This window comes from Aeribacillus sp. FSL K6-8210 (assembly GCF_037963925.1).
In the GTDB taxonomy this organism is placed as follows: domain Bacteria; phylum Bacillota; class Bacilli; order Bacillales; family Aeribacillaceae; genus Aeribacillus; species Aeribacillus composti.
Window position 1 is genome coordinate 482,215 of record NZ_CP150172.1, and the last position, 23,818, is coordinate 506,032.

Here is a 23,818-nt window from a genome sequence, read left to right on the forward strand (position 1 = left end):
GAAAGGGAGTTTCTATGATCGAGAAAAAGCTGTCAAAAAAACCTTATATCCATGAACATTGCCAGTTGTTTCATACAGAATTAGGTGAATACACAGAAATAGGGGCTCACAATTATTTAGAAAATGTAAAAATGGGGGATTTTTCTTATACAGGGCAGTTTTGCATCCTGCAAAATGTTGAAATTGGAAAATTTTCCAATATTGCTGCGATGGTGCGAATCGGTCCAACCGCTCACCCGATGAATCGCCCTACTTTGCACCATATTACGTATCGGAGAAAAATGTATGGAGTTGATACTCATGACGATGAAGCGTTTTTATCATGGCGTAAAGCACAAATCACCTATATCGGCCATGACACATGGATTGGCCATGGGGCCATCATCATGCCTGGTGTAAAAATCGGCAATGGTGCAGTAGTCGGCAGCGGAGCTATTGTGACAAAGGATGTAGAGCCTTATACAATCGTTGCTGGAATACCAGCCAAACCGTTAAGGCGCCGATTTGATGAGCAAACGGTTAAACGATTGGAACAAATCAAGTGGTGGGATTGGTCGTATGAAACGTTGAAAGAACGAATCGACGACTTGTCTCAACATATTGAAACATTTCTAGATAAGTATGAGGGAAGAAGGGAATTCAGTGGAAAACATTTTAACGGTTGAGAGCCTGTCCAAAACATTTCGATTGCACAGTGTAAACAAGGAAATCCGCGCAATTAACAAGATTAGCTTTGTTGTAAAAGAAGGAGAATTTGTCGGTATTACCGGTAAAAGCGGCAGCGGCAAATCAACCATTTTAAAATGCATCTACCGCACATATTTGCCTGAAAGTGGAGACATCTGGTACAACTCAAAAAAGTTTGGCCTAATCAATTTGCGAGAAGCGACGGAAAGAGAAATGATTTATTTACGAAAGCATGAGATCGGATACGTATCACAGTTTTTAAATGCTTTGCCTCGTATAACGGCCAGGGAAATAGTCAAACAAGCGATATTAGAAATGGGGCATAACGATAAGTATGCGGAGGAAGAGACAGAAAAAATATTGACGCATTTTGAACTGGATCCTCAGCTTTGGGATAGTTATGTTGCTACTTTTTCCGGAGGTGAAAAACTGCGGTTGAACATCGCTAGAGCAATGGTAAAGCGTCCGAGACTACTTTTATTGGATGAACCGACGGCAAGTTTAGATGATGAATCGAAGGAAAAAGTAAGAGTATTGATGGAGCAGCTCGTTCGCGAAGGGACAACAATGCTGGGAATTTTTCATGATTTGTTGTTCATGCAAAACTTATGTGATGTAGAATACCGAATGTTGGACGGGGAAATCATCAAGTATTCTGAAAAAAATCCCTTTACAAAACATTAAAAATTCTTTAGTAATTCAACGATATGAATTAACAGTTCCTTTACATTCATCCTTTATATTCAATTATAAATGGAAAAATAATCTATTTTGAAAGGAAAAGGGGTAATGAATATGAAAAAAATGTTGAGGTTTATGAGCATCGCTTTCATCTTGGTCATCTTTTTATCAGGTTGTTCATCATCAGCAGGAACAGAAAGCGATTCCGCTCAAAAAAGCGGCGACGATACGCTTACAATTGCATGGTACCCGAATGAATCCGGCGAAGATTTGAAAGCGGCACGTGACGAAATCGCTAAGTTGATTGAAGAAGCAACTGGAAAGAAAGTCGAGCATAAGACGACAACTGATTACATTATTGCCATTGAGGCGATTGCAAACGGAAATGCTGATTTAGCGTTTATGGGTGCACAGGGATACATAGAGGCTCATGACAAAAATGAAAAAGTGCTTCCTCTCGTTGTTCCGAGCGGTGAATCCGGCACACTTGATGATGCCATGTACTACAGCTGGCTCGCTGTAAATAAAGGGGATGAAGACGAGTACAAAAGCGGCTCCGGGTTTTCCATTGATAATATAGCTGGAAAGAAATTTTCATTTGTGTCTAACAGCTCCACATCAGGCTTTAAAGTTCCATCGACCGAAATCGTTTCGTACTTTAGCCAAAAAGAAGAGTACAAAGATTTAACTGCTGAAGATTTATTAGAAGGCGGCGAGGGCAAGTTTTTCAGCGAAGTGCAATATGGAGGCTCTCATCAAGGGTCTGCGGTTAACTTACTGTCTGGAAAAGTAGATGTAGCAGCATTTTGCGACACATGTGTGAACAACTATATTGAATTAGTTGACGGTGAGCAAAATAAACCGGGAGCGGTATATAAAGTCAAAAAAGATGCTGCTGAGCCGTTTCATACTGTGCCTGGAAAGGAATTTGTCTTAATTTCAGTCACACCGGTATTGAATGCTCCGTTTGTTGTCAATACGGAAACCGTATCTGAAGAAGATCGCAAAAAGCTTGTGGAAGCTTTTGTTTCTGATGAAGTAGCCAACAATACGAAGATTTTCGTGCCGGAGGATTCTGATTTTAGCGGTTTGTTTACGAAAAAAGCTAATGAGCGTTTCGTTGAAGTAGAGGATTCTTGGTTTGATCCGATCAGAGAATTGTCTAAATAAGGATTTGGTGAGGGATAAACGATGACAGCCATTTTAACATTAAATAACGTGTCAAAACGTTATGGAACCAATACAATGGCGCTTCAAGACATGAACTTTTCTGTAAAAGAAGGGGAATTCGTTTCGATCATTGGTCCATCGGGGGCGGGGAAATCAACCCTCCTCCGGTGTATTAACCGCATGATCGAAGCGTCTAGCGGTGAAATCATATTTGATGGTGTCGACATTTTAAAGCTTGGCAAAAAAAGCTTAAGAAAAGTGAGGGCAACCATTGGAATGGTCTTTCAGCATTACAATCTTGTCACTAGATTAAGCGTAATTGAAAACGTGCTCCACGGCAGGCTCGGCTATAAGTCAACTATGGCAGGAGCATTCGGTTTATACAGCGAGGAGGAGAAAAAGCAGGCGGTTCATATTCTCGGATTGTTGGGGCTGGAGGATCAAGTGTATAAACGGTGTGATCAGCTAAGCGGCGGACAAAAACAAAGAGTCGGAATTGCCAGAGCCTTAATTCAAAATCCGAGAATGCTATTGTGTGATGAGCCGATTGCCTCCTTAGATCCAAACTCAGCCAAAATCATTATGGATCATTTAAAAAATATTTCTTCTACACTCGGAATTACTTGTATTGTCAACCTGCACCAAGTCGATGTCGCTTTGAAGTACTCTGATCGAATTATCGGTATTAATAATGGAAAGAAAGTGTACGATGGCTCGCCGAAACAAATAACAGAAGATATTGTTCGCAATATTTATGGGTCTGAAGTAAAGAATCTGATTCTTTAATGTAGGTGAAGATCATGCAAGCAGATATCTTTGTAAAAAGAAGAAGAAGCTTCTCCTTATTTTTTTTATTGTTGATTGTGTTAACGTATCTTTCTATGTTTATAACCGATTTTCAGCTTGTGAAAGGACTCGCCTCTGTTGCAAAGGCAGTAGAGTGGGGAGTGACAAATTTTTTTCCTGATGCAAAAGCGATGGAAAAGCTTCCGGATATTTTAAGTAAATTACAAGAAACAGTTTTAATATCAGTCGCTTCCACGACAACAGCAGCTATTTTTGCAACTTTTTTCGCAATATGCGGTTCGAAGACGACGAAAGTGAATGGTTTATTAAGTGCAATAAGCAGAGGAATTGCAACTGTTTCTCGTAATATTCCGGTAGCTGCATGGGCATTGATTCTGCTCTTTTCTTTTGGACAAAGCTCCATTACCGGATTTTTTGCTTTGTTCTTCGCCTCCTTTGGTTTTTTAACGCGAGCATTTATAGAAACGATCGATGAAGTTAGCAATAGTTCCGTTGAAGCATTGCGTGCAACCGGCGCCCAATTTTTTTCGATCATCTTCCAGTCGGTCATTCCATCCAGCCTTCCCCAGATGATCAGTTGGGTATTATTTGAAATTGAAACGAATATTCGCAGCGCGACTTTAGTTGGAATTTTAACCGGTACTGGAATTGGTTTTTCTTTTGACTTGTATTATAAAAGCTCCAATTATAGTGCAGCGAGTTTGGTTGTCATGACTATCGTACTGACGGTATTTGTCATTGAATATCTTTCGAATTTGATAAGAAGGGTCATTTTATAACGATGAATGAAAATTTAAGGAAGAAAGGGTGATGATATGAATAATGAATGGTTGATGAAAACTGGAAGCACTCTGAAAGACAGCGGAAAATTAACGCATTCTTCGAAAATAAAAGTGAAACCGTTGACGAAGCAGGCAATTGCCATCCGGCTGACATTGACAGCATTATTCGTTATTACTGTTTATGGCTTTACCGTGTTTGATTATGGCGATACAAATTTCATGTCTGGATTAAAAGAAACGTTTGCGAATTTTAAAACAATGTTTTTCGAAGCAAGCTTTTCGCGTTTAACTATAACAGAAGCAATCTATCAAGTGTTGATAACCTTGGGGCTTGCTTTTTTGACGACAGTGTTCGGAGCTGTTATTGCACTTTTTCTAGGGCTGTTGGCAGCGCAAAATTTATCAAATAAAGTTGTTTCCAATACCATTAAAGCCTTTGTTGCATTTATTCGCGCCGTTCCTACTGTTTTGTGGGTGCTGATTTTTTCCGTCGCTGCTGGTCTAGGAAGTGTTGCAGCTGTTATTGGCATGACGTTTCACTCCATTGGCTATTTGATTAAAGCATATTCTGAATCGTTCGAAGAGTTGGATGAAGGTGTGATCGAAGCATTAAAGGGCTGCGGGGCCAATTGGTGGCAAATTGTGTTTCAGACGGTAATCCCCTCATCAATGACGTATTTAATTTCTTGGACGTTTATGAGATTTGAGATTAACTTTTCCGTTGCCGTTGCGATGGGGGCTGCCGCAGGAGCAGGCGGGATCGGATTTGATTTGTTTATGGCGAGCGGATTTTATTTTGATTTAAGGGAAATCGGAATGATTACTTACTTCATTCTTGTTTTAGCGATCATTTTCGAATTTGTTTCGACAAGAATGAAGGTAAATTTGCGTGAAACTCATTAATTATTTTATAAAAACAGTGAAAGCAGGTGTTGACCGTAATGATTGATTTACATTGTCATTCAAATATATCAGATGGCTCAATGAGTCTATTTGAATTAATTTCTCTTGCGAAAGAAAAAGGAATCACCCATTTGGCAATTACCGACCATGATACGACAAAAGGATTAAAGGAAGCGAAATATATAGGAGAGCAGCTCGGAGTAACCATTATTCCAGGGATCGAGATTTCGGCCTATGACTATAAAAGACAACGGAGAGCCCATATTTTAGGCTTTTTTGTGGAACCGCATCACGAAGCGATTGAAAACCTGTGCAGCCCGCTGTTAAAGATGAGACACCTAGCATCATATGAAATGACGAAAAGAATTATGAAAGCAGGTTTTAACATTTCATGGGAAGAAGTAGAACAATTCGCCAAAGACGGCACAGGGGTATACAAACAGCATATTATGCATGCTTTAATAAACAAAGGATACGCTGACAAAATCTATGGCGATCTATATAATAAGCTTTTTTCAAAAGGCGGGGAAGGAAAGCCGCAAGGATTAGCGCACATACCTATACAGTATGTCGATGTTGAAGATGCGATTGTTGCCATCCGCGAGGCGGGCGGTTTGCCGGTACTTGCCCATCCAAAACAATTCAACAATTTTGATGCAATCCCCGAGTGGGTTGAGATTGGCTTAGAAGGCATCGAAGCAGTTCACCCTTTGCATGGACCTAAGGACGAAGAACTTGTCAAATATTATGCGGACCAATTCGAGCTGATCGAAACAGGAGGATCTGATTTTCACGGCTTTTATGGAAATTTTGAACTAGGCAGCAAAGATGCCGGAATGGTTCGATATGAAAAACTTCTCGAACGCTATCAAAAGCTATGTGAAAGCAAGAAAACATTATCGTAAATGTAAGAAGCTCTCAACTTTCATTTTTTTGGAGCCAAGTTAGGAATATAATTCGGGCAAAAAACGCTTCTCTTTTCAATAATAATATGTTCCGTCATTAACAGTGGGAAACAGATGAATATTAAATTGATTCTTTACTTCGGCGATTATTTTAACAACAATTTACAGCCTTTTGCCTTCCGATTATTATCGTTTTGAACGGATAAAGGACTTACATATAAAAAAAGTCCTTTATTCAATTTCTTTTCTCCCTTTTCATTTTTCCTGCCAAATTGCAGCGTGCAAGAGCTCCCTCAGCAATGAGAACAATAACTGCGGCTTTTTTGACAATTTTTACTCTTTTCCCTATCAGTAGGCTTTCGTCTTTTCGGTTTGGAAGATAGAATACAGAAACTGACAACTTATTAAACATTCCGTTTTGCGTTCATCCTTCAATTATGATTTTCTGTAAGGGCTTCAACAAAATTACTGGTAAAAGAATCTCATGTTAAAGAGAAGCTCTGTCAATCTTTTCCCCCTCATCTTTCAGCGCTTGAAGCTACTTCAACGGCAAAAGGCAACCTGCTCAAGTTCACTTTTTGTAACTCTCTCATGTAATCGTCAAATCATCTCTGTAAAATGGACGCTTATTAAAAAAGAGCGAGCATTTCCCCTAAAATAAAATTTATCAAAATATGGAATTTTTTCTATTATTTATGATATATTCAATCTAGATAAAGAATGGACTCGAAATGGTAAATTAAAAAAATCGAGTGATGGCGAAATAAGTTTTTGCCATCGCCCTAGATTTTAAATTCAGGGGGCAGTATGTTAAAGTCTAATCTATTTTATTCGAATTTCAAGTTAAATTTTAGACGCTATGTCAATAGATTTCTTTTTTTCTTTCCGTTTGGGGAAAATTTATTGAATCAAAAAATATTACTAGTTTTATTTGTTTTCATTTTTGGAGTATACAATTTTATCCTATATCATTTAGTAGAACTAATCATTCCTTATTTTTCTCAAGCAGCTGTTTTGTTAGTCAATTTGCTAGTATTATGGAATTTAATCAGCAATCTTCGTTCTTCTCATGATTTTTTGCAAAGGTTTGTCTATCCGGAAGATTTTCTCTTACTATACTCCGTGAAAACAGATCCAAATGATATATTATTGGTAAGATTTTTTACGCAAATCATTTTCAAGTCACTGTTTTCGACTCTTTTCTTTTTATATCCAATCCTGTTCTACGTTTTAAATTTTGCAGAAGAATCAATAACTTCTAGGCTATTGTTATTTGTATCTTTTCCATTTTATGTTCTTTTTTTAATTGGGGTCATCAGTTTTTATTCTTCAGGATTATACATAATATATTCAAAGTTTTTGCATGTTGTTTTTCAGTCAGCTGTGAAAAGTGTACTTTCTTTTGTTTTTGTTATGCTGCTATCATTTCTGTCTACGACTGTATTTGGCTGGTTAGGCTTTAGCTACTTTTATGAGGAAAACTTTATAGAATCAATCATTCATTCTATTTCTAGATTCAATCTTGATGTGATTTTGACTGGTTATGTGCTGCCTACTAATTGGTTATTTAATACACTAATGGAAGTAGATTACTTTCTCTATTATCAACCGTTGTTGTTAATTATTGGAATCATTCTAATTTATATTTCGTTTCTTATTGTAAATAAATATTTAGACGTAAAAGATATGTCGCAGCTTTCCAATGAAAAAACAAATGTCAAAATAATAAAAAACAGATCTTTTCATAACTTTATTGATAGAAAACTAAAAAAGCTTTTATCAAGGAAAGTTTTGGCGGTTATGAAAAAAGATTTCATCGCTTTCACTCGAGCGAATTTTTTAATAAAAAAGAGGTTTTATTTATCTATCTATATGCTGGCTTCCGAAATCGGAATATTGTTCGGGTTAGGAATGATGCAAAATTGGTTTGAATTCCCGGCTCTTTTCGTAATATATCCGATCATCTTTGCAGTTTCATTAAATGTCTCGTTTTTAGGAGACGGATTATTAGGGATTACATCAGCTGATGCTGAAAGGGAGAACTTGTTTTTATATAAAGGGTCAGGCTCTTCTTTGAAGCAGTTAATCGTAAGCAAGGCGATTTTACATGTTATTCCTATTTTGATCGTCATGAACGTTTTATTTATATGTGTTGTATCGTTTTTTCATCTGAAACTAAGTACTGTCATTATGATATTTGTCCTTGTAAATACTACCGCTATTATCATCAGCAGTGCTCAAATTATTGGAACGTTTTTGTATCCGCGTCTGGATTGGGAACATATTGAAGATGTTGGCTCTTCCGTTAAAGCTTCTGTTTTTGAACACACGATTCTTGGAATTGTTTTAATATTAAATTTAGAAATATATGGACTGTTAGGGGTTCTTTACTGGAAAAACTACATCAGCAGCATTCTTTTTAATGTGTTGGCAATCTTAGGTTCTTTCTTGCTATTCATAAGCTTTTTTATATTCTTTTACTTTTGGATTAAACGAGTCGGTACTTCTCATTGGGAGATGAGCAGATGATTATAAAAGATGTTTCGAAAAGGTATAAGGAGTATGATGTATTAAAATCAATTAATATTACATTAAAAAGAGGAGAAATATATGGATTATTAGGGCCAAACGGTGCTGGGAAGTCCACTTTGCTTAAATGTATAATCGGATTGGTCACTCCAGACTCTGGAAAAATATTTATTGATGGTAAGACAATTGATGATGATCGATCCGAATTTTTACAATATATTGGTTATGTGCCGGACACACCTTTTATTTACAATTATCTTACTCCAAAGGAATATTTAGATTTTATAGCTGATCTGCAGCAAGTACCCGATTCGCAAAAAACTGACCGTATTCAAATGTTGTTAAAAAATTTTTCACTAAAAGATAAGGAAAATGAAATGATTTCAACTCTTTCCTTTGGTATGAAGCATAAGCTGTCTGTTGCCGGTGCTATCATTCATGAACCGGATGTGCTTTTACTAGATGAGCCGCTAAGCTCATTTGATCCTCCGACAACAATGTTTATGAAAAAGTTTTTAAGGGAATACGCAGATAGTGGAAAAATTATTTTCATGTCTACTCATTTAGTGCATGTTGCTCAAAATCTATGCGATCGTGTAGGAGTTTTAATCAATGGGGAAATATTAAAGGAATACACGAACATGAAAAACATAATAAATTTCGAAAATATGATTATTAACGATATGGAAGAGATTGGTTAAATGAAAAACGTTCTACTGCGAAATAAGCGGGTTTTATCAGTAGCGTTTATAATATACGTGATTGGAATTATCATGGGTACTTTTTTTAGCAATATCTTACCTGTAGAAAGACAGGAACCAAATGTTGGGCGTACTATATTTGATTATTTTATACATAACGTACTTGCGGATGTTTTCATAAGCTTTACTATATTTACGTTTGGAATTTTTACTGCTGCTTTATTACTAGTCAATGGTTTTTTAGTTGGTGTATCTATCATGCACAGTCTTCAACATGGGAACGATCTAATTTATATTGTAACAGCCCTAGTTCCACATGGTATATTTGAGATTCCTGCTATGATTATTGCGGGTTCTATTGGGTTTAAACTGATTGATGCGGTCATTGCCAAAATTAGGGGAGAATCAAATTCCGTTTTTTTAAAGGACATCTTTACATTCTTTTTTCTAATGATCATTTTGACATTTATCGCTGCCGTTGTAGAGGCTAAGATCACTCCATATTTAATGGCCCAACTTTCATGAGGAGGTGTAAAGCATATGCTATGGGAAAAACTAAACTTAGAAAAATTACTGAATGATTCGAATAATGGGTCAGATGATGAAGAAAATGAAAAAAGCACATGGTTTATACCCGTTTTTTACGTTTCCATATTATTAGCTTTATGTATAGCATTTATTGAGATAAAACTCATTTTAATCACGCTGTTTGCTCCTGCCATTATCGTCATAATGTGGAAGCCGCCGTTTAAAAATAAAAAAAGGCTCTTTCGAATTATATCATTCATATATCTTTTATTTCTAACTATAGTTACGATATGGTGGTTCCAAGGTTGAATTTCTAACGAAAGTTGTAAAGACTGTATCTTTTGACGCTTACGAATTTTCATTTCATCTAATATATTGAAGTCTAATTCGCGATTTTGCTAGAAACATTTCTGACAGATTTCGCTGCAGTCATAAAAGAAACTAAAGTCCGCCCGTAGGACAAACAGCACCGTTTATGAGATTGGAATAACAGAAGAAGAGGAAAGCATAGTAAATAACGGCCAAGCTTTTATGAGGCGCTTGAAAAGGGGAGATTCTGTTATATGAATTTATTATTACAGCCCAAGCAATATTTCTGAAAACAAAAGCCAGCCAAATCAATAGTAGGCCTGATTATCCTAATTTTATTTGTATCTACTGTTTTTTTGAGCCTATTCATCTTAGATATACTATCGGATGAAGTATACGATCTTGACAAACAACTGGAAACTTTTGTTTTTATTAAGAAGCAATGGCCTATATTCCTGATAAACCACTTGTTTATGATGCATTAACTGGATTTGAAAATAAGGAGCTTATTCTTTCACTTTGGAGGATCAAAAAAGAAAAAAGAGCTGCATATGAAGAAAGATTCCAAGAGCTTTGTGAACAGTTTGATCTGACACATGCTTTGCAAAAGCCGGTCAAACATTACTCTCTAGGCATGAAATATAAACTATTCCTTATTAGTATGTTAGCAAGATCACCTGAGTTGATTATTTTGGATGAACCTTTTACTTCATTAGACGAGAACTCACAAAAGCAGTCAATCATGATGCTGAAAGAAGCGTTAAGGAACAATGCATTTTATTTACAAGTCACCAGCGATATATTTATGCCGAATTAGGCAGCCGATTTTTTCTGCTTGAAAACAGACAGCTAAAGGAGATGAACCTCATATGAAAACTTATTCTCTCATTATGATCGCAATCAGTTTAGTCATGGTTTTGGCAGTATTCGTGCTGAAAATAACAGCATTGCTTGTCGGAAAAATTCTTTTAGCTGTTGCTGCTGCTTTTTTGGTCTCCTCACTGATCCGTTTAATAAGTCTCAAAAAATAAAACCTGCCGACAGACAGCATTTCGGAATTTTGTACAGAAACAGGTGAAGATTTTTGAAGGCACTGCGGATTGCCTCCCGGATTCAACAGTGAAATCTTACAGAACTAAAGCAGATGGCAGAATCGAGGAAAAGAAATTGTTCGTTAAATAATCAAACAGAGGGGAGGAGAGAAAAACATTTTTGTTTTAAAATATTAAAACCAAGTATATAATGAAGAAAAGATGTTAAAGGGGCGTGAATACATGAAAAAAATCGTTGCCCTGACAATTTTTATTTTTATAAGTATTACCTGTTTATACATTTCTAGTGATCGTTCCAGTCAAACTATAAATGCTGTACACGAAATTAGCACCATCGATCATTTGGCAGAAAATTTTGCTCCGATTGATGGACCAGATATAGGAAAAGACTCTTGGGTTGATATTGCCAGTTACATTTTTATAGCGTTAAGCACCACTTATTTCTGCTATTGCTTTGTGCAATCTGTCAAAAGACGGTTTTTGCTGAATCCCGTCTTTTACGAATCGAATTATGTGGTCTCGCCTGCTTGAATGAATCATAAACAAATCATTCAAAGGAGGATGAGTACCATGATTTGGTTACGTATGTTATTGACAGCATTTTTTTCAATTACAGCTCTCTCTTTATTGTCTTATCAAGGATTGGAAATTTTCAACGCGTTTACTGACTTTTTTAGAAAAAATTAATGGATTGAAGAGGGTTAAAAAGAACTCTCCTTTCCTATCAGCTTGCGGAGAAAGAAGTATTTTTTCTCTGCAAGCTTTTTTATTGTTGAAAATAGTCCACTTTACACATAGATAAGTCGTCGTTCTTTCATTTGCCGCAACGTGGCCGATCTGAAAAAAATCAAGTAATGGGTAAATTTAAAACATATTAAGAGAGCTGTGCAAAAGAATCCGGCCAGCTTGTCCTCTGAATGAGAGAGGCAAGCTGGCCTCATTTTTTTAAATCGCTATGGATGAAATGGCACACTGAAAATTTTTGTCGCAGGGATTTAACGGCTTTTTTTGAAATATTCCAGAGTTTTCAATCAAAATTTTTTGAAGCGGTCCTGTGAAACAGCGCTCCCTTTTTCCAATACTCATAAAAAGTTGATCGATTAGTTAAAAATACACCAAATAAAATCAAGAAGGCGCCGATCAGCGTAATGGGTTTCATGATTTCATTTAATATTATGTAGCCGGCGATTAGCGCGACAAGAGGCGAAATGTAAAGCCAAGTTGACGGAAAAACCGGATTTGTTTTTGAAACAAGCCAATAATACAGCCCGTGGCCGACGATGGAGCCGATGATGATTAAATAGAGCAGTGATAACACCGTTTCATAGCTTGCCAGCAGCAGCCATTTGCCTTGTTCGCCCGTTAAAAAGGATACAGCCAATAAGAAAATGCCGCCGTAAAACATTTGTACGGCATTTGAAAGAAACGGCGAGATATCCGGATGTTTGCTTGTAAACATTTTTGCCCGAACTGTCCCAAGTCCATAAAACCACTCGCTTAATATAATCATAAAGCAAGCCAAAACCCACATGCCGGAGACAGACAAAGAGAATCCCGGTGAAGAGATCAAAAAGACGCCTATTAAAGCAGCTGCCATCCCTGCTAATTGTTCTTTTTTGATCGGTTGTTTATTCTCTCTTGCCTGATGGAGCAGCACCATCATCGGGCCTGTTGCAGATAATACAGCAGCTAGTCCGGACGGGATGAATTGCTCAGCCCAATATAATGAAGCAAAAGTGATAAAAGTTAAGCAAAAACCGTTAAACACGAGCGAAGAGGAAAATAAAACGGTTTTCAATCGATAGTTCCGCATTTTAAAGACGGCCATCATAATCACCCCAGCGGCAAAAAAACGCATTCCCGCTGAAAAAAACGGCGGTGCCCCTGCTTCAATTCCGATTTTGATAGCTAAAAAAGTTGTTCCAAAAATTAAGCATATAAAACAGTAATTCAAAATAACCACGAAGAATAACTCCTTTTTGTTAAGTTTTTTGATATTATAACGACAACGGTATATAACAGTACAATGCACTGTATAACAGTTATGCGCTTTTATCTTTTGTCTTTTATGTAATGGGAGGGGAGACAATGCAATTATCGGTTAATAAAAAATTAGGCACCCCATATTATGAACAAATTAGCAGGCAAATCGAAGAACGGATTCAATCGGGCATGCTTCTTCACGGTGAAAGGCTTCCTTCTTTAAGATCGTTAGCAAATGAACTTAATGTAAGCTTTCTGACGGTGCAAAAAGCCTACAAACTGCTGGAATTGAAAGGATATATACAGATTCAGCAAGGTAAAGGTGTTTTTGTTGCAGCGGGAAAGAAAAAATCATATGAAAAGCACTCTGAATCTTTCGGCTGGCAGCATCAGATGAAGATGAATGGAACAAGATCACAATATCTCGCCTATCGTGAAAAAGAGATTTATGACTTTTCCCAAGCAGTCGTTTATCCAAGGCTGCTTCCATCTCACTTCCTTGTTCAAGAAATGAAAAAAATATTGGAGCAGCATCCCCTTGTGTTGTCGACATATGGTCCTATTGAAGGAGATGAAGAATTAAGGTATGAAATTGCCAATTACTTATTTAACTTCCATCACTTATCTGTTAAACACGACAAAATGATCATTACAAGCGGTGCACAGCAAGGAATTGACTTAGTGGCGCAAACTTTGTTAAGTCCAGGGGATGTTGTGATGGTTGAAAGCCCTTGTTATGGTGCGGCCATTGATGTGTTTGTCAATAAAGGATTTCAAGTCGTATCGATTGGAGTAGATGAAGAGGGACTGAAAGTAGATGAATTGGAGGATAAATTGCAGGTGCATCAACCAAAACTATTATATGTAAACCCAACCTTTCAAAATCCTACTGGAACATGCATGCCGGAAAAGAGCCGCAAGCAATTGGTAGAACTAGCAGAAATGTACCATTTTTTAATTTTAGAAGACGATTCATTCAGCGAAGTTTCATTTGACAATATTACGGTGCCAAAGCCAATAAAATTCTTTGATAAAAACGGTCACGTCATTTACCTTAAAGGATTTAGCAAAACAACTGCGCCAGGCATTCGCATTGCGGCTGTCATTGTGGATGGGGTTTTATTCGACTGGCTGTACGGCACGAAAGCGACGATGGATATCGGAAGCCCGCTCTTACCGCAAAAAGCGCTGCTTCCCATTTTGCGGACGGAGCGGATGAAAAATCATATGGAAAAACTAAAAATTGCGCTTGAATTAAGAAGGAATACGGTTCTTGACGCATTCAAAAATTTAGAGGAAGTAATGATTTATAAACCAAAAGGCGGATTGAATGCCTGGATTAAACTTCCATCCGTGATTCAGCCAATAAAATTGCAAGAAGCAGCTCGGAAAAATAAGATTTCTTATTTGCCCGGAAGCGCCTGTTTTCTTCATGAACCGAAACAACATTATATTCGCATCAGCTATTCTTATTTGAGCGAGCATGATTTGCAAGTCGGTATCGAAAAGCTGGTGGACATTTTGCAAAATATGATGGCAAATTATAAAAAAGAGATGTGACACATTTGACGCATTTGAGCTGCCGTTCATGTAATGCTGCTCGCTCGTTTCTTTTTTAAGAGAGCAGCGCAAGCAAGAGCGGCACTGTAGCAATGCTGGCCAGCGTCGTGGTTAATGTGCTGAATGAAACTAAATCTGGTTCTGTTTGAAATTGAACAGCAAACATTGTCGTGTTGGCTGCAGTAGGCATAGATGCTAGAATGATTAAAATTTTTGCAAGCAAGTCTTCAAGCGGAAGACAAAGAATAATACCAATTGAAATAATAGGCGATATGATCATGCGAATGATAAAGATGGAAGCGACGTCGCCAGCTTTCACACTTTTTAGCTGGATGTTGGCGAGCTGCATTCCGAGAATGACCATAATGGTTGGAATCGTTGCATCGGCAATCAAACCGACAGGCTGCATGATGAAATCAGGCACCGGAACATGCAGGATTTGAAGCAAAATGCCGGCAGCTGAACCATATAAAACGGGCATTTTCACTATTTTCATAAGGGCGCTTTTTATGCTGCTGTCTTCTTTGCTGCCAATGGCAGCGTAGTAAAGACCGATCGTATTCATTAAAAAGGACTGGATAACCATCATGATGACTGCATAATCAAAAGCAGTTTGACCAAAAACAAACAATATAATTGGGGCCCCATAGTTGCCGCTATTCATGAAAACAGCTGATAACATCATGGCAGACTCTATCGATTGCGGCAATTTTTTTAATTTACTTACAATTTTCACGATAACCATTAATATGAAACATAAAAGCAAGCAAAATATAAGAATATAAAAATAATCAAGTGTAATTTTGTTTGTATAAAATGTCCGGAAGACAAGAAACGGATACATTAAGTATGTCGTCATGACCGAAATAGATTTAATGTCAAAGCCAATTGTTTTTTGCCCTACATATCCGACTGCAAAAATGATAAAAGCCGGCAATACAATCAGTACAAATTCCATAACCTTTTCACCACTCTGCGTAAAATGAACAAACAATAGAGCATTGAGCAGATGCCCAATGCTTTATCACGTAAAGTTAAAGCTGAAATATGAAAGCACGCCAATTCTTTTTTAGATAGTTGCAAAGTTCAAATCGGCTGCCACCTTGCCTGTTCCGTCCATATTCTTCTTACACAAAAGGATAAAATACCATTATTCCAAAAATACCCAAAACATTAGAAAGCCCAATTGTTGAGACCACTGTATTAAATTGGTATAAGCAACATCTATTTCAAATAATAAAGCAAAAGCCCAGTTATTAGCAACAAATTTAATAAATTTAAAGATTCACAGAAGAAATCCGAATAAAATGTAAAAGTTATATTGTTAAGGAAAATGAGAAAACAACTTTATTTTTTTGTCTCATCACCATATTCTGTGATGTTCACACAATTCCGGCAATAAGTTAGCGAGATTGATACTCAATCTAGAGTAGCTCCTTCGCTGGACAATAATGAATTACATCAATTCGTCTGCGATTTTTCGAAAAATCTATTACAAAATACAAATCCAAAATCGGAAACAAAAACATTCACCTTATCAAACGGAGAAAAAGTCGATGTATTTTTTGATGTAAATATTCCTCCGATTGAATTAATCATTTTTGGTGCGGGTCATGATGCCATTCCTTTAGCAGAGTTTAGTGTTAGATTAGGATTTAATACAACCGTAGTCGATCCAAGATCAGCCTATCTAACAGAAGCTCGTTTTCCAGGTGCGAAAAGAATTTTAGCAGATGCAAGCTCAATTCCCGAAAAGGTAAAAGTCAGTTCCAAATCGTATGTGGTCATTATGAACCATCATCTTGAACGAGATATAAATGTTCTGAAACATATACTTCATACGGATGCAAGGTATATTGGGATTTTAGGTCCGCGTTCTAGATGCCAAAAAATATTTAAAGCTCTTCAAATAGACGACATTGACCAATATGATCACATATTTAATCCTGTTGGATTAGATATTGGTTCGGAGTCTCCTCAGGAAATAGCGTTAAGTATTCTTGCTGAGATCATTGCTTTTCGAAACAAGCGTGCGGGCGGATTTTTGCGTGAGAAAAAAGACCGTCAGTTAGTATCATGAGCAGCTCATAAACAAAATATCATTTTAATATTCCTAATATTCCCAATATTCAAAATATAGTTATCCCTCTTTAAGGAGGTGATTACAAGGATTACAAGGACAAATGATCCTAATCAAAAAATAATTAAGAAATAAAAAAACAGAGGAGGCGACAAAATGGTTACTGTAAAAAAAGGTTTAGGTGTAAGTTTGAAGCGTAAAGAAGACATAAGACTTTTGACTGGTAATGGACAATTTACCGATGATATTGAAAAACCAGGCATGTTACATTTGGCCATTGTACGGAGTCCTCATGCTCATGCACGTATTGTAAATATTGATGCAAGCAAAGCGAAAAAACTGCCTGGAGTAGTAGCTGTTCTAACGGGAGAAGAGGCACTTCAATATTCAGGACCACTTGTACCGACGATCAATATATTTAACAAAGTACCAGAAGTGTATGCGATTGCCTATAAAAAGGTTCGCTATGTCGGTGAGCCAGTGGCCGTTATTGCTGCCGAAGACCGATATATTGCTGAAGATGCAGTCGATCTTATTGAAGTAGAATATGAGGTTTTACCAGCTGTTGTGACGATTGAAGATGCACTGGAGCCAAAGGCGCTTCTTTATGAAGAATGGGGCGATAATAAACAATTAGAATCGAGAACCACTATCGGTGATATAGACGATGCATTTGCCAATTCGGAATATGTCCTTGAAGAAACCATTACACATAACCGCTACACCGGAACTCCGATGGAGTCTCGTGTATGTATTGCCGAATATAATCCTGGATCTAAAAAGATGACAGTTACATGCTCGACACAGGCACCTTCTCAAGTACGTACGCTGATTGCCCAGACATTGCAAATGCCTGAGCATAATATACGAGTTATTGCCCCGGATGTTGGCGGCGGTTATGGCACAAAGTTGCAGGCAAATGCAGAAATCATTGCTTGTATCATGGCGCGCATGCTTGGCAAGCCGGTTAAATGGACGGAAGACAGAGTAGAGAATATTCTAACTGGAGTTCATTCTAGAGACTATACTTGCACGGTGAAAATTGGGTTCGACAAAGATTTTCGCATCACAGGACTTCAAGCGAAGCTGATTGGAAATATTGGGCCTGAACCCAATCGTCTCAAAACACGAACAAATCAATATTTGCGGGGGCATTTGATGTTTTTGACTACGTGTTTGACTACGTTTAATTATAATTCTTGAACACTTAAACCTTTAAACGCTCGTCCTAATGCTATTTCACCGATTTGTTTAATTGTGTTCCTTCCATCATTCATCGTATAGAATTTAACCCCTTTAATTTTTACATCTTCTGTTTCATCCTCAAACATGATTTCAGCTTCATGTTCATTTCGGCTTTCAGAGCCTACCTAACGCTATCCAAGGCTTGATTAGCCATACGGACAACGTGAAATTTATATACAACCACTTTAGCTTGTGGAAGAACGGTATATACTGCATCTTTATAAGGTTTCCACATATCCATTGTGACGTATTCAATGTAAAGTCTGTCTCCTATCTCTGTAAGGCGTTGAATGACTGTTTCCTTGTTACGATTAGGCTTAATATCGAAAATGGTTCTACGCTCTACGTTGGTCAATACAAGACGAGGTTTACGGATGATATATATTTCATCAATCCCAAGCCATTTAGGAGTCTCAAATTGGTATTGTCGTGGGCAAATCCATGATTAGTTGCTTTCGTGAGTCATGTTTGTAAAGTTTGTCAAATCCACATTCTGGACAACGTTCGGGTGGATCTATTGCTTCCACTTTAAACATCATATCGGTTTCATTTTCCTGCGATGGTTCAATTGCTTTAAGGTCTGGTAGAAATAATAGATCCGTCATTTTGTTTGTCCTTTTCTGTCCTTTAGTCGTACATAGTCACAATTATTCCATCCATATTGTCACCTGAAATCTTATACTCTTGATTTTTCGGTATATGAATAGTCATGTTTTCGGAAAACGAATGATAAGAAACGGTATATTTTTTACCATCAAATTCAGCAGTAACTTTCTTTTTCTCTTTGAGATAATCCAAATACTCTTCTAAAACAAAATTCTTTTCCTTCATAATCACGCTATGAGGTAAACCAACATAGCGAATATGCCAAGGTTCGTATTGAATTCCCGTAATGTCCGTTTTATCCTCTGGATAACGTAAAATGAATCCGTATTTCCAAGCATTTTTTTCTATCCATTCTCCTTCAGGTGCTTTATCCATCGTCGTTTGAGTAGTTCCTACATCAAGCGCTAACCCCATATTATGTTCGCTATATCCGGCAGGCAAAGCAACATCAGGGCCCAATTCTTCATAAAGTTTCCTTTGCTCATCTAAGGTTCGATAGCCACTAGTAATCCAAAAATTATCAACTCCCTCTTTTTCTGCGGCAGCAATCATTTCCGAAAATTCATGTGCTATATCCTCTGACAAATAAATATTGTTATATAACAATCCATATCCCTTCACCAATTCATTGTGTGTAAAAAGGTTCACGACATCTGTTTTAATACCTTCTTGGCGAACAGGATATTCACTATTGACCAAAAGCAGATTACCTTGATAGATTTGTTCTTCTGTAATCTTTATTGTTTGGATATTATCAAAATCCTCTCCTTTATCATTTTCCTGTTGAATATCTTCTCGTACTTCTACTTTTGGTTCAAAAAAAGAGCCATTAATTATGAAAACAAAACACAAGCCCACTATAAATAAAATTAAAAATCCCCACTTCTTCATTTTTAGCTTCCTCCTAATTCTTCCTTGTTTAAAAGAATAGCTAAAACTTTTTAAAAAAAGAGTGGGGTAAATCTTAAATTTTTCTTAAATCAAGTATTTGAATTTATTCCATCTCCATTATTTCTTAATGTTTGACTTCCCTTTGGTAAACGGACTTCAAAAACTGTCTGAGTTACACTACTTTCAACAGTAATTGAACCGTTGTGTTGCTCCACAATATTCTTCGCAATAAACAATCCAAGACCAGCGCTATTTTTGTTTTGAGTTCTTGCTTTGTCTCCAGTATAGAGCATATCAAATAGATGCGGGAGGTCCTCCGGAGGAATACGATCACCATAATTCACAACTTGTACAACAACTTCCTCCGACTCAATAAAGCCGTTAATGTCTACAAACTGACCGTCGTAACCATACCGAGTCGCATTCATCAAAAGATTTTCAAACACACGTGCTAAAAGCTCTCCGTCACCGATAATAGGTAAGTAGGGAGGCAAGTTCATTCGAGCGGTCAAATTATTTTTCGTGAAGACAGGATATAATTCTTCTTTCAATTGATGAAGGAGGTCACTTAAATTAATGTACTTTTGTTCAATTGGCAACATGCCATAGTTCATTCTCGTTATTTCGAATAATTCATCAATTAGACTTTCTAAACGTTGAGATTTAGTAAAAGCAATTGTCAAAAAATGTTTGACTTGTTCCTCCGTCAAATTCTCATCATTAAGGATTAAATCTAAATAACCTAATACGGAAGTGAGCGGTGTACGCAGATCATGAGCTAAATTTACGACTAACTGATTTTTACTGCTTTCCGAAAATTCCCCTTTTTCAATGGCCTGTTTCAATATTTCACTAGCCAAATTAATATCTTGCGCAATATCCCTAAATTCGTCATTTGAATGAATTTCAACACGGTGACTAAAGTTGCCATTAGCGAGATGATGAATACCGTTTGAAATCTTATTAAAGTAGGTCAAATAGCGCCTAGTGAGTAAAAAGAAGAACAATATCGAAAGTGGGATAAAAATTAGTAAAAAAAAGTTAATGTCCCCAATTTGTCTAATGATTTGGCGAAAATGGGCTAACGGACTTTCATAATCAACTACAGTGTAATAAAAAAATTGAAGGACTTTATAAATGATATACGTGATTGTACCCGAGAGAAACATACTTAAGCCAAATGTTATAATCATTTTTGCACGAAAACTTCTTGAGAATTTAGCCATTGAATGTATACCCAACGCCCCACACAGTTTTAATCCATTTGTTTGTTCGTTTATTTTCTCTAAGCTTTTTCCTTATTGTACGAACATGGACCATAACGGTATTACCGCCCTCAAAGTATGCTTCGCCCCACACCTGCTGAAAAATATCTTCTACACTGTAAACCTTCTTTGGATGACTAGCCAGTAAATACAAAATATCAAACTCCTTTGGTGTCAGCTCAATGTTTTCACCATATAGAGTAACCGTGCGTTGATCAAGGGAAATCACTAGTCCACCAAATTCCAAGTTCGTATTATTATCATTTTGGGGATGATTCAGCTTTATAAAGCGTCGTAACTGAGCATTTACCCGAGCAACCAATTCAATAGGGGTGAAAGGTTTTGTTATATAATCATCAGCTCCAATTACAAGCCCTTGTACTTTATCAAAATCAGAAGTTTTGGCACTTACAAAAATGATAGGCATATTATATTGTTCGCGAATACGACGAGTTACCTCATATCCATCCATTTTCGGCATCATAATATCCAAAATCAGCAACTCAAATGCCTGATTCTCCACAACACGAACTGCCTCTTGTCCATCTGATACTTTAACAACATGGTACCCTTCTTTTTCTAAATGGAACGCAATAAGATCAGCAATTTCCTCATCATCTTCAGCAATTAATATCGAAATATCTCTCATCTTCCCACTCCCTCTATATACTTCGTTTTTCTTCAAAATGCTCCTGTTTTCTTAGAATTGCTCAAACTTCGTTTTTTGAATGTATTTGTGGACAGAGCTTATGCAAAGAGTGCAGAATATTCAAACGGGGTTTAATCCATCCTAACAGCCAAATTGTGAACATTTGGTTGAAAAAAGATATGACCTTGCCCTATTCTCCACACAACTTATGGTCGCTCACCCTCCCATGTATCACGGGATGCGGTGAGACGCCGTTACACGTGATGCACCGTTATTTCGCTTCGGATTAAAAACCGGAAGTTAAAACCCGTTTGCCCGATGCCTTTAGAGATGTAGTACGTTCCGTACGCATTATGGTGCAAGCCTTTGTAAATCCCCATCGCCGGAAGCGGACCCATCGGCTTCAGTTTAAACAGAAACGGAATGTTAAACTGTTTTCCGTGAAAGTGGCCGGCCATTAAGTAATCAAACCGTCGGTTGATTGTCAACACGACATTCGGATCGTGGGTGATGACAACATTCGGTAAATCGCTGTCAACATTCCGAAACGATTGGTCCACATCACTGTGGCCGCTCACGAAATCGTCAATGCCGATCAAGGTGAACTCGTCAAGTCGAACCGATTCGTTTCGAAGCACTTGAATGCCGTATCTTTCAATTTGCTTTACTAAATTTCCCACGGAAGGCTGCTTATAGTCGTGGTTACCCAGTACCGCGTACGTCGGCCGTCCGCTTCCCTGAAACACCTCCAAGTATTTTTTCAATCGCGGCATCTGTTTTGCTTTTTTAGTAAAGTCACCGGTTAAAAAAATGAAGTCGGGATCTTCCCTTTGAATGATGTGCCTCAGTTTCTCCTGGCTGATTCTTAACCGTTCAACGTGAAAATCGCTAATTTGCAACACCTTTTTATTTAACCCGATCGGATGGCGCACGCGCTCAATTTTTAGCCACTGCGTCGGGAGAATGAACAAACAGTAAAATAACAGAATGACGATAACAAGTAAAAGGTATGACATGAGGGCTTCTTATCTCCCAACAGGATTAGGATGAGGTTCTCTAGTTAAATTATACCCACCCTAGCCTTTCGTCAAGACGGCCGAGCACGAATATCGTATGTACCAAGATATTTCCGGGCCGTATGCCGCCTTCATCCCGAACCGGGTTTACTGTTATAATACGCCGACAAAATATTTTTTCCTTCTCTTTTTGTTACGACGACGAAAAAGGCCATCCTGGACGGACAGCCCTTCCTGTGTCAATTATCGGAATACTCCCCGACAACTTACCGGCCGGCACTCAATCGCAGCTTCAACAACCACACGACCACGATCGCAATAACGACGCCAACCATCCCGACCCATGTAATGGATGACAGAGACACCCGGTCGACCACAACACCTCCGATTGCGGCGCCCGCAGCCATGGACAACTGCATCATGGATTGGTTCAGGCTCAGCATGATGCCGGAATAATTCGGTTCAATCCTAACGAGATTGGCTTGCTGCGTCGGGCCGGAGGACCATGCCGCGAACGACCACAAGATCAGGAGGATCACGACCGACAGCCACGATTGCATGTTGGCCGCGGTCAGCGAGAGGAGAATCAGCGCGATGACGTGCAGGAGCATCCCCCATGACAGCGTCGGGAATACCCCCCATTTATCCGTGCTGAAACCACCGAATTTGGATCCGATCAAGCTGGCGATGCCGAATGCGAGCAGCACGCCGCTCAGCATCTCTTCTCCCAACCCGGCAACCTCCAGCAAATACGGCGAAATGTAGGTGTAGGCGATTGAGTATCCGCCAAGCCAGAAAAAGGTGATCGCAAGCCCCAACGCCACATTTTCGTTTTTCAAGAAGGCAAGTTGCCGGGACAACGGCATCGGTTTATCCCCCTGAACCCGAGGGATGCTGGCGTACAGAACGATCATGGCCGCCAGACCGGCCAGTGCCAGCAGACCGAAAACAGCTCGCCACCCGAATTGGGCTGCAACGACGCGTCCGAGAGGCACGCCGATAATCAGGGAAGCCGTAAAGCCCATCACTACAGTGGCAATCGCGCTGCCTTGTTTGCCAGGGGCGGCAATTTTCGCGGCAATGTCCAAAGCGGTGACGACAGTCATTCCCGCGCCCAGCGCCATGATGACCCGAGCTGCGAGAAACGATGTATAGCCGGGCAAAGCGTAGGAAAGCACATTTCCCAATACGAAGACGCCAAGTGCCCACACCAGCAGTTTCTGTCGTTCCGACTTGGCCGTGAGCGCCATTAGGATCGGGGTGCCGATGGCGTACACAAAAGAAAAAATCGTGATGAGCTGCCCTGCTGAAGTAACGGAAATTTTCATGGTATCCGAGATCATATCCAGGATACCGGAAATAATGTACTCGGATGTCCCCACTAAAAATGAAACCAGTGCCAATAAATAAACTCTCCACGTGCTGGACAATGCATTCCACTCCTTTTTATATATACATATCCCGATATG

Annotated in this window: 25 protein-coding genes and 1 pseudogene; 17 read left to right on the plus strand and 9 right to left on the minus strand. The window is 38.3% G+C overall.

Annotated features, from left to right (window positions below; genetic code table 11):
- Positions 1-14: 14 nt before the first annotated feature.
- The 14 genes from NSQ41_RS02480 to NSQ41_RS02545 all read left to right on the plus strand — a co-directional run bounded on the left by NSQ41_RS02480 (position 15) and on the right by NSQ41_RS02545 (position 11,585).
- Entirely contained in the window at positions 15-665 is a 651-nt protein-coding gene (locus tag NSQ41_RS02480; RefSeq protein ID WP_339210918.1) for a DapH/DapD/GlmU-related protein, read from the plus strand.
- Positions 643-1,371, plus strand: coding sequence for an ATP-binding cassette domain-containing protein (locus NSQ41_RS02485; protein ID WP_130156530.1), 729 nt, complete (start codon positions 643-645; stop codon positions 1,369-1,371). Before NSQ41_RS02480 ends, NSQ41_RS02485 begins: the two co-directional genes overlap by 23 nt.
- A gap of 111 nt (positions 1,372-1,482) precedes the next feature.
- Positions 1,483-2,538, plus strand: a complete 1,056-nt coding sequence (phnD, locus tag NSQ41_RS02490) for a phosphate/phosphite/phosphonate ABC transporter substrate-binding protein (protein ID WP_339210919.1) — start codon at positions 1,483-1,485, stop codon at positions 2,536-2,538.
- Positions 2,539-2,559: 21 nt separating this feature from the next.
- Entirely contained in the window at positions 2,560-3,324 is a 765-nt protein-coding gene (phnC, locus tag NSQ41_RS02495; RefSeq protein WP_339210920.1) for a phosphonate ABC transporter ATP-binding protein, read from the plus strand.
- 14 nt (positions 3,325-3,338) lie between these two features.
- On the plus strand, positions 3,339-4,124 hold the full coding sequence (locus NSQ41_RS02500) for a phosphate/phosphonate ABC transporter permease (RefSeq protein ID WP_339210921.1): 786 nt from the start codon (positions 3,339-3,341) through the stop codon (positions 4,122-4,124).
- A gap of 54 nt (positions 4,125-4,178) precedes the next feature.
- Positions 4,179-5,030 carry an ABC transporter permease subunit gene (locus NSQ41_RS02505; protein ID WP_117017264.1) on the plus strand — a complete coding sequence of 284 codons (852 nt, stop codon included), beginning with the start codon at positions 4,179-4,181 and terminating at the stop codon, positions 5,028-5,030.
- A gap of 38 nt (positions 5,031-5,068) precedes the next feature.
- Positions 5,069-5,935, plus strand: coding sequence for a PHP domain-containing protein (locus tag NSQ41_RS02510; protein WP_327873431.1), 867 nt, complete (start codon positions 5,069-5,071; stop codon positions 5,933-5,935).
- A gap of 903 nt (positions 5,936-6,838) precedes the next feature.
- Positions 6,839-8,464, plus strand: coding sequence for a hypothetical protein (locus tag NSQ41_RS02515; protein WP_339210924.1), 1,626 nt, complete (start codon positions 6,839-6,841; stop codon positions 8,462-8,464).
- A complete protein-coding gene (locus NSQ41_RS02520) occupies positions 8,461-9,165 on the plus strand; it encodes an ABC transporter ATP-binding protein (RefSeq protein ID WP_063387905.1) in 705 nt (234 codons plus the stop codon). Before NSQ41_RS02515 ends, NSQ41_RS02520 begins: the two co-directional genes overlap by 4 nt.
- Positions 9,166-9,690: a stage II sporulation protein M gene (locus NSQ41_RS02525; RefSeq protein ID WP_117017242.1), complete on the plus strand. Its 525-nt coding sequence runs from the start codon at positions 9,166-9,168 to the stop codon at positions 9,688-9,690.
- 15 nt (positions 9,691-9,705) lie between these two features.
- On the plus strand, positions 9,706-10,002 hold the full coding sequence (locus tag NSQ41_RS02530; protein WP_063387903.1) for a hypothetical protein: 297 nt from the start codon (positions 9,706-9,708) through the stop codon (positions 10,000-10,002).
- A 442-nt stretch (positions 10,003-10,444) separates the two neighbouring features.
- On the plus strand, positions 10,445-10,819 hold the full coding sequence (locus NSQ41_RS02535; RefSeq protein ID WP_339210927.1) for an ATP-binding cassette domain-containing protein: 375 nt from the start codon (positions 10,445-10,447) through the stop codon (positions 10,817-10,819).
- 52 nt (positions 10,820-10,871) lie between these two features.
- Positions 10,872-11,033 (plus strand): hypothetical protein, encoded by a 162-nt coding sequence (locus NSQ41_RS02540; RefSeq protein ID WP_201108600.1) that lies wholly within the window; start codon positions 10,872-10,874, stop codon positions 11,031-11,033.
- Between the two features lie 243 nt (positions 11,034-11,276).
- Positions 11,277-11,585: a hypothetical protein gene (locus NSQ41_RS02545; protein WP_339210928.1), complete on the plus strand. Its 309-nt coding sequence runs from the start codon at positions 11,277-11,279 to the stop codon at positions 11,583-11,585.
- Positions 11,586-12,081: 496 nt separating this feature from the next.
- Here the strand turns inward: NSQ41_RS02545 and NSQ41_RS02550 are convergent, their stop codons facing one another.
- On the minus strand, positions 12,082-13,017 hold the full coding sequence (locus NSQ41_RS02550; protein ID WP_066246979.1) for an EamA family transporter: 936 nt from the start codon (positions 13,015-13,017) through the stop codon (positions 12,082-12,084).
- 125 nt (positions 13,018-13,142) lie between these two features.
- Between NSQ41_RS02550 and NSQ41_RS02555 the strand changes: the two genes are divergently transcribed.
- On the plus strand, positions 13,143-14,597 hold the full coding sequence (locus NSQ41_RS02555; RefSeq protein ID WP_063387890.1) for a PLP-dependent aminotransferase family protein: 1,455 nt from the start codon (positions 13,143-13,145) through the stop codon (positions 14,595-14,597).
- 55 nt (positions 14,598-14,652) lie between these two features.
- Here NSQ41_RS02555 and NSQ41_RS02560 read toward each other — a convergent pair whose 3' ends face one another.
- Positions 14,653-15,555, minus strand: coding sequence for an AEC family transporter (locus NSQ41_RS02560; protein ID WP_063387889.1), 903 nt, complete (start codon positions 15,553-15,555; stop codon positions 14,653-14,655).
- A 639-nt stretch (positions 15,556-16,194) separates the two neighbouring features.
- Between NSQ41_RS02560 and NSQ41_RS02565 the strand changes: the two genes are divergently transcribed.
- Entirely contained in the window at positions 16,195-16,677 is a 483-nt protein-coding gene (locus tag NSQ41_RS02565) for an XdhC family protein (RefSeq protein ID WP_339211592.1), read from the plus strand.
- Positions 16,678-16,833: 156 nt separating this feature from the next.
- Positions 16,834-17,880, plus strand: coding sequence for a molybdopterin cofactor-binding domain-containing protein (locus tag NSQ41_RS02570; protein WP_339198617.1), 1,047 nt, complete (start codon positions 16,834-16,836; stop codon positions 17,878-17,880).
- On the opposite strand, the gene NSQ41_RS02575 is transcribed toward NSQ41_RS02570, so the two are convergent.
- From NSQ41_RS02575 to NSQ41_RS02605, 7 genes and pseudogenes are all read right to left on the minus strand, one after another.
- Positions 17,868-18,008 carry a hypothetical protein gene (locus tag NSQ41_RS02575; RefSeq protein WP_212967284.1) on the minus strand — a complete coding sequence of 47 codons (141 nt, stop codon included), beginning with the start codon at positions 18,006-18,008 and terminating at the stop codon, positions 17,868-17,870. The genes NSQ41_RS02570 and NSQ41_RS02575 overlap by 13 nt on opposite strands.
- A 38-nt stretch (positions 18,009-18,046) precedes the next feature.
- A pseudogene (locus tag NSQ41_RS02580) lies at positions 18,047-18,527 on the minus strand (ISL3 family transposase); the annotation flags it as partial.
- A gap of 22 nt (positions 18,528-18,549) precedes the next feature.
- The gene (gene vanY, locus NSQ41_RS02585; RefSeq protein ID WP_339198620.1) at positions 18,550-19,419 is read right to left on the minus strand and encodes a VanY-A/VanY-F/VanY-M family D-Ala-D-Ala carboxypeptidase; all 870 of its coding nucleotides are present in this window, start codon (positions 19,417-19,419) and stop codon (positions 18,550-18,552) included.
- 89 nt (positions 19,420-19,508) lie between these two features.
- On the minus strand, positions 19,509-20,645 hold the full coding sequence (locus NSQ41_RS02590) for a HAMP domain-containing sensor histidine kinase (RefSeq protein ID WP_306068156.1): 1,137 nt from the start codon (positions 20,643-20,645) through the stop codon (positions 19,509-19,511).
- On the minus strand, positions 20,638-21,333 hold the full coding sequence (gene vanR, locus NSQ41_RS02595) for a vancomycin resistance response regulator transcription factor, VanR-F/VanR-M family (protein WP_212967287.1): 696 nt from the start codon (positions 21,331-21,333) through the stop codon (positions 20,638-20,640). Before vanR ends, NSQ41_RS02590 begins: the two co-directional genes overlap by 8 nt.
- 254 nt (positions 21,334-21,587) lie before the next feature.
- Positions 21,588-22,349, minus strand: coding sequence for a metallophosphoesterase (locus NSQ41_RS02600; RefSeq protein WP_339198627.1), 762 nt, complete (start codon positions 22,347-22,349; stop codon positions 21,588-21,590).
- A gap of 266 nt (positions 22,350-22,615) precedes the next feature.
- Entirely contained in the window at positions 22,616-23,779 is a 1,164-nt protein-coding gene (locus NSQ41_RS02605; RefSeq protein ID WP_339198630.1) for an MFS transporter, read from the minus strand.
- Positions 23,780-23,818 lie beyond the last annotated feature (39 nt).